Source organism: Streptomyces sp. NPDC001502 (assembly GCF_042894785.1).
GTDB classification, from domain to species: domain Bacteria; phylum Actinomycetota; class Actinomycetes; order Streptomycetales; family Streptomycetaceae; genus Streptomyces; species Streptomyces kutzneri.
Window position 1 is genome coordinate 159585 of sequence record NZ_JBIAVW010000020.1, and the last position, 6802, is coordinate 166386.

Below are 6802 nucleotides of genomic sequence, written 5' to 3' on the forward strand. Positions count from 1 at the left end.
AAAAGGGTCAGATGCCCCGCAGGCTCGCGTAGAAGACCAGCCGGTACTTGCCGATCTGCACCTCGTCGCCGTTCTGCAGGGCGACGGAGTCGATCGGTTCCCGGTTCACGTACGTGCCGTTGAGGCTGCCGACATCGGCGACGGTGAAGCCGCCCTCCTGGCTCCTGCGGAACTCGACATGGCGCCGGGAGACGGTGACGTCGTCCAGGAAGATGTCGCTCTGCGGGTGGCGGCCGGCCGTGGTCAGCTCACCGTCCAGCAGGAAACGGCTCCCGGAGTTGGGACCGCGCCGCACGATGAGCAGAGCGGAACCGGGGGGCAGCGCTTCCACCGCGGCCTGCGCCTCGGGGGACAGCGAGGAAGACGACACGTGCGGTTGTCCCGACACCTCGGCCTCGTAGGCCTCCAGGCCCGAGATCGAGATCGTGGACGTGGTCTCCGAGGCACGCTCCGGCGTCAGACCCGCCCGCAGCGGCGCACCGCAGTTCGAGCAGAACCGACTGGCCGCATCGCTGCGGTGTCCGCACCTGCTGCAAATCTGCTCGGCCGACATGGACGGCTCCTCGCGCCGCGGATGCCCCGCGGATGCATTGGTGGCATACGGGTCGGGGGCAAACCCTCCACCCGCACTTGAGGTTGATGGTTCACCGAAACCTATGCGTCCGGTACCAGCAGGGTCAACAGCCGACGCGCCGGGGGCACCGGAAACATCACCCGCTCCGGCGACCTCGTCGCGGAAGAGCGGCCGGTCGCCCTGCCCTTCCACGTCCCCGTGCCCGGCGCGGTGCCGTGCCGCGCCGCCTTCCTCACGGTTCTTCTTGCCGAACAACTTCTCAAACAACTTCACGGGCGATTCCCCTTGACCTAAACAGACCCGCCCGTGGGGCAGGACGAACTCCGAATGCAGACACCTGCCGACCCGGACATTCTCACAACGTCCGTAACCACCAGACAGTTTCCACCACGCACCGCGACTTCGGTGCGCCGACCCCCCGCAGGCATCCGCCCGCGTGGGACGCTCCACTCATCACTCCGAATCATCACGATGACGACCGAGCGTAGTCAGGCTGCTTCGCAGCCCGCAAGGCGTCCACAACGATCTTCGCCGACCGTGTGACGGCAACGGTGGCCTGCTCCTTCTCCAGCGTCTGGACGACACCGCCCGGAATGTTCAGCGCGGGCTCCAGATCCTGGGGCTTGCCGATCACCTTGAACTCATAGGGTTGTGTGATCTTCTTACCGTCGATGGCGACCCCGCCGTCCTCATCCGAGAAGTACGAGCCCGCCACGATGCGCACCCCGTTGATCTGGATCGCCTCGGCCCCGGCCGCCCGCAGCTCCTGGAGCGTGTCCAGCAGCTGGTCGGACTGCACCTGACCCGTGGGGTCCGTGATCTTCAGTGTGATGCCCGGTCCCTGGGCTGCCACCGTACCGGCCAGGATGCCGAGTTGGCGTTCCTTCTCGACGGTCTGCTTGCGGGCCTCCTCGGCCTGGTTGGAGCTGTTCTCCAGCTCCTTGCGCTGGTCCTCCAGCTGCTGCTTCTCGTCCTCCAGGCGCTTGGTCCGCCCGTCGAGCTCGTCGAGGATCCGTACGAGGTCCTCCTGGCGGGCCCCGCGCAGCGCGCTGGAGTCGCTGTTGGAGCGGACCTGGATCGCCAGACCGAGCCCCAGGACGAACAGCAGCAGCGCCACGATCAGTTGGGCCCGGCTCACCCGCGGCGGCCACAGCCCGGCCGCGAGTCGCTGCCGGCCGGTCTCCTCGGGCTGCCCCGGTGCCTCCTTGACCTGCTCCGACGGCTCCGGCGACCGCGCGGGCTGCGGGGGCTGCGAGGGCTGAGGCGACTGCGGGGGTTCCGAGGACTGCGGGGGTTCCGAGGACTCCGGAGGCCGCACGGACTCCGGAGACTGCTGGGGCTCAGGAGACTTCGGAGGCTGCTGGGGCTCAGGAGACTTCGGAGGCTCGGGAGACTTCGGGGGCTCCGGCGGACGGCCCGCGCCTCCCGGCTCCTCGGGGCTGTCGTCCGTACTCATCGGCCTCACGCCCGGAACACGTGCCGGCGGATGGCCGCGGCGTTGGAGAAGATGCGGATACCGAGGACCACGACCACACCCGTGGACAGCTGTGAGCCGACCCCGAGCTTGTCGCCGAGGAAGACGATCAGCGCGGCCACGACCACGTTCGACAGGAACGACACCACGAAGACCTTGTCCACGAAGATGCCGTCCAGCATCGCGCGGAGGCCGCCGAACACCGCGTCCAGCGCCGCCACCACGGCGATCGGCAGATATGGCTCCACCACGGCCGGCACTTCGGGCCGGACCAGAAGTCCGGCCACCACTCCGGCCAAGAGGCCCAGTACCGCGATCACGATGCACCCTTCTGCTGCTCTGCCGGTGTAGCTGTACGTACGGTCAGACTCGACGCGGCCGGCAGCCGCAGGTCGTCCGCCGGGGACAGGGCGTAACGGATCCCGTAGCTCTCCTGCAGCACGTGCAGGTACTGTCCGTCCGCCGAGTCCTGGAAGGCCGTGCCGAGCCGCTTCTTGTCCCCCACCGCCAGCACTTCGTACGGCGGCACCAGCGGCCTGTTGTCGACCAGTATCGCGTCACCCGCGGCTCTGATCGCCGACAGTTCCGTCAGCCGCTGTCCGTTGATGGAGATGGCCTCCGCCCCGGACTGCCACAGCCCGTTGACGATCTTCTGCATGTCCCGGTCCCGGAGCCGGCCGGTGTCCGAGAAACCGGAGCTCTCGCGCGGTTTGCCACCGCCGCCCGACGAGGCGCCCTTCGCGTCGTCCACCACCAGTTTGATCCCCGGCCCGCGGACCTCCGTGGCACCCGCCAGCAGGGCCACGAGCTCGCCCTGGCCCCCGCCGGGCTGCTTCAGCGCCGCACGCTGGCGCGCCGCGACATCGGTCCTGAGGCGGTCGACGTCACGCTCCAGGCCGTGCACGCGGTCATCCGCCCGCTCCACCCGTTCGATGAGTTCCTGACGCTCCTTGGCCAGCACCGGCGCCGCTATCCGCGCCTCGGCCGCACCCAGCGTGACGACCATGGCGGTCACGACGAGCCCGGCCGCGAGCCCCAGTTTGGCCTTGAGGGTCCGCGGCAGACCCGCCGTACCCTCCGCCTCGCGCCGGGCCGCGGCCTCCGCGTAGCCCTCGTCGAGACTGTGGTCCATCACGTGCGTCAGCAGCGACATTGAAGCGTCCGGGCGCGCGGGCACAGGAGACGCCGGAGTCCGGTTGTGGGGCGGCTGCGACATGCCGCACATCGTCGCATGTCGGCAGCGCAGTCACCCAATGCGTCCATCCGGTGGGCCGGGCCGGCACTCCCCGCACCCGGACCACCGGACTTCCGTCCACGTCATCGCACGCCGGCACTCACTGCCCGGCGCTCTCCACCACGCCCGCCCACTCGTCCAGCAGGGCCTGCGCGGTGCCGTCGTCGGGCCCTTCGGCCCACAGGTGGGTGACCGCTTCCGCCGGGTCCGGCAGGACCAGCGCCCACCGTCCGTCGGCCTCGACCACCCGCACCCCGTCGGTGGTGTCCACCTGCCGGTCGCCGGCCGCCTCCACGACCCGCCGCATGACGAGCCCCTTCACCGCCCACGGCGTCGAGACGTCCCGCTTGAGGACGTGGGCCCGCGGAATCCGGGCGTCGATCTGGCTCAGCGTGAGCTGTGTACGCGCCACCAGCCCGAGCAGCTGCACGAAGGCCGCCGAACCGTCGAAGACGCTGCTGAACTCCGGAACGATGAAGCCGCCCCGGCCGTCTCCACCGAAGATGGTGTTCTCCGCACGTCCCACCCGGGTCAGGTCGTCGGGCGAGGTCGTCGTCCACTCGACCTGCGTGCCGTGGTAGGCCGCCACCTGCTCGGCCACCCTCGTCGTGGTCACCGGCAGCGCGACCTTGCCGCTGCGCTTCTCCGCGGCCACCAGGTCGAGCATCACCAGCAGCGCCCGGTCGTCCTCGATGATCCGCCCGCGCTCGTCCACCAGCGAGATCCGCTCGCCCACGGGGTCGAACCGTACGCCGAAGGCCGCCCGCGCCGAGGCCACGATCTCCCCCAGCCGCACCAGCCCGGCCCGCCGGGACTCCCTGGTCTCCGTCGGCCGGGACTCGTCGAGCCCGGGATTGATCGTCAGCGCGTCCACACCGAGCCGCCCCAGCAGACTGGGCAGAACGAGCCCCGCGCTTCCGTTCGAGGCGTCCACGACCACCTTGAGCCCGGCGTCGGCGATGCCGGTGGTGTCCACCCGCCGCAGCAGCGAGCCGGTGTAGGCGTCGAAGACACTGCCCGGGAACTGCAGGTCTCCGATCTCCCCGGGGAACGCCCGCCGGTACTCCTGGCGCGCGTACACCCGGTCCAGCTTGCGCTGCCCCTGAAGTGAGAGGTCCGCTCCCCGCTCGTCCAGGAACATGATGTCCACGGAGTCCGGCACACCCGGCGAGGTCCGCAGGACGATCCCGCCGGCGCTGCCGCGCGCGGTCTGCTGCCGCGCCACCGGCAGCGGTACGTTCTCCAGGTCCCGTACGTTGATGGCGCTGGCCTGGAGCGCGGAGATCACGGCCCGCTTGAGCGCCCTGGCGCCTCGCGAGTGGTCACGGGCCGTGGTGACGGTCGCCCCCTTCTTCAGGGTCGTGGCGTACGCGCCGGCGAGCCGGACCACCACCTCGGGAGTGATCTCCACGTTCAGGATCCCGGAGACCCCACGCGCGCCGAACAGGTGCGCCTGGCCGCGGGACTCCCAGATCACCGACTCGTTGACGACGGCGCCGGCCTCGATGGTCTTGAAGGGGTAGACCCGTACGTTCCCCTGGACGATCGATTCCTCACCGACGAGGCACTCGTCGCCGATGACGGCCCCGTCCTCGATCCGCGCGGCCCGCATGATGTCGGTGTTCTTGCCGATGACGCAGCCGCGGAGATTGCTGTGGGGCCCGATGTACACGTTGTCGTGGACGACGGCCCGGTGCAGGAAGGCCCCGCTCTTCACGACGACGTTCGACCCGATGACGGTGTGCTCTCGGATCTCGGCGCCGGCCTCGACCTTGGCGTAGTCGCCGATGTACAGCGGTCCGCGCAGCACCGCGTCGGGGCTCACCTCGGCCCCTTCGGCGATCCACACCCCGGGTGAGATCTCGAAGCCGTCCATCTCGATCTGGACCTTGCCCTCAAGCACGTCGGCCTGCGCCTTGACGTAGCTCTCGTGTGTGCCGACGTCCTCCCAGTAGCCCTCGGCGACATAGCCGAAGATGGGCCGGCCTTCCTTCATCAGCTGTGGGAAGACATCACCGGACCAGTCGACGGAGACGTCCGGATCCACGTAATTGAAGACCTCGGGCTCCATCACGTAGATGCCGGTGTTGACGGTGTCCGAGAACACCTGTCCCCAGGTCGGCTTCTCCAGGAACCGCTCGACCTTGCCCTCCTCGTCCACGATCGTGATGCCGAATTCCAGCGGGTTCGGCACCCGGGTCAGGCACACCGTGACGAGGGCGCCCTTCTCCTTGTGGAAGCGGATCAGATCGGTGAGGTCGAAGTCGGTGAGCGCATCACCGGAAATGACGACGAAGGCGTCGTCCTTCAGGGCCTCCTCGGCATTCTTCACACTGCCGGCGGTCCCGAGTGGCTTCTCCTCATGGGCGTAGGTGAGCTCCATTCCGAGCTCTTCGCCATCCCCGAAATAGTTCTTGACGAGTGACGCCAGGAACTGCACGGTGACCACGGTCTCGCTGAGCCCATGCCGCTTGAGCAGCCTGAGCACATGCTCCATGATCGGCCGGTTGGCCACCGGCAGGAGCGGCTTGGGCATGCTCGAGGTCATGGGGCGAAGACGCGTGCCCTCGCCACCGGCCATCACGACGGCCTTCATGTCGGAAGAGTCCTCCTTGGGAGACGACAGTCGTGCCGACCATCACCCGTCTCGGTCGGTGACTTCGCAACTCCTCCGCGTCATCCGGCGCCGGACGGGCTCAATCGGCCGTGGTGTCAGCCTTCACCAGACGGCGGACTTGAACCACGTAAAGGATTCCTGCCCACCAGTAGAGGGTTGTACCCCATACAGCGAACGCCCATCCGAAAACTGCGGCCAACCAGGCCAACCAGCCGCTTCCGTCACTGAGCAGCAGCAAGGGAAACGCGTACATCAGGTTGAAGGTGGCGGCCTTGCCGAGGAAGTTGACCTGCGGCGGCGGATATCCGTGACGACGCAGGATCCACACCATGACCAGCAACATCAGCTCACGCGCGAGCAACGCCCCGGTGAGCCACAGCGGCAGGAGCTCGCGATAAGTAAGACCGAAGAGCGTCGACAGGATGTAGAGCCGGTCCGCGGCGGGATCGAGCAGTCGGCCGAGCTTGCTGATCTGATTCCAGCGCCGCGCGAGCTTCCCGTCGAGGTAGTCGCTGATCCCGCTGAGCATGAGGACGGCCAGGGCCCACCCGTCGTGCTCCGCGAGGATCAGCCACAAGAACAGGGGCACGCCGGCGAGGCGAGCCATGCTCAGGATGTTCGGAATGGTGAAAATTCGGTCAGTCTGAACCCGAGTCTCCTGGACCTCCACCCGGGGGCCTCCACTGTGACGGTAGAAATGTGGTCGTTCGATGCCCCCTGACCCTACAGGAGTCCGCACACGTGTCCTGAACGCAGAAAAGCCCCGCACCGAACCCGTAAGGGCTGGTGCGGGGCTTTCCCACAATGATTGTTCGGCGGCGTCCTACTCTCCCACAGGGTCCCCCCTGCAGTACCATCGGCGCTGAAAGGCTTAGCTTCCGGGTTCGGAATGTAACCGGGCGT

At 68.2% G+C, this 6802-nt stretch carries 6 protein-coding genes and 1 rRNA gene; all 7 read right to left on the minus strand.

The features are described from left to right. Positions 1-7: 7 nt before the first annotated feature. Complete coding sequence (locus ACFY0D_RS30165) at positions 8-955, minus strand: FHA domain-containing protein (protein ID WP_301374854.1); 948 nt, start codon at positions 953-955, stop codon at positions 8-10. Positions 956-1040: 85 nt separating this feature from the next. After that, positions 1041-2030, minus strand: a complete 990-nt coding sequence (locus ACFY0D_RS30170) for a DUF881 domain-containing protein (protein WP_390801168.1) — start codon at positions 2028-2030, stop codon at positions 1041-1043. 5 nt (positions 2031-2035) lie between these two features. Continuing rightward, positions 2036-2368 (minus strand): small basic family protein, encoded by a 333-nt coding sequence (locus tag ACFY0D_RS30175; protein ID WP_030010496.1) that lies wholly within the window; start codon positions 2366-2368, stop codon positions 2036-2038. Continuing rightward, entirely contained in the window at positions 2365-3273 is a 909-nt protein-coding gene (locus tag ACFY0D_RS30180) for a DUF881 domain-containing protein (RefSeq protein ID WP_390801169.1), read from the minus strand. The genes ACFY0D_RS30175 and ACFY0D_RS30180 overlap by 4 nt, the downstream gene beginning before the upstream one ends. Before the next feature lie 109 nt (positions 3274-3382). Continuing rightward, positions 3383-5878: a sugar phosphate nucleotidyltransferase gene (locus tag ACFY0D_RS30185; RefSeq protein WP_390801170.1), complete on the minus strand. Its 2496-nt coding sequence runs from the start codon at positions 5876-5878 to the stop codon at positions 3383-3385. 100 nt (positions 5879-5978) lie between these two features. After that, positions 5979-6569: a CDP-alcohol phosphatidyltransferase family protein gene (locus ACFY0D_RS30190; protein WP_390801171.1), complete on the minus strand. Its 591-nt coding sequence runs from the start codon at positions 6567-6569 to the stop codon at positions 5979-5981. Between the two features lie 140 nt (positions 6570-6709). Next, positions 6710-6802, minus strand: a 5S ribosomal RNA gene (gene rrf, locus ACFY0D_RS30195); the annotation flags it as partial.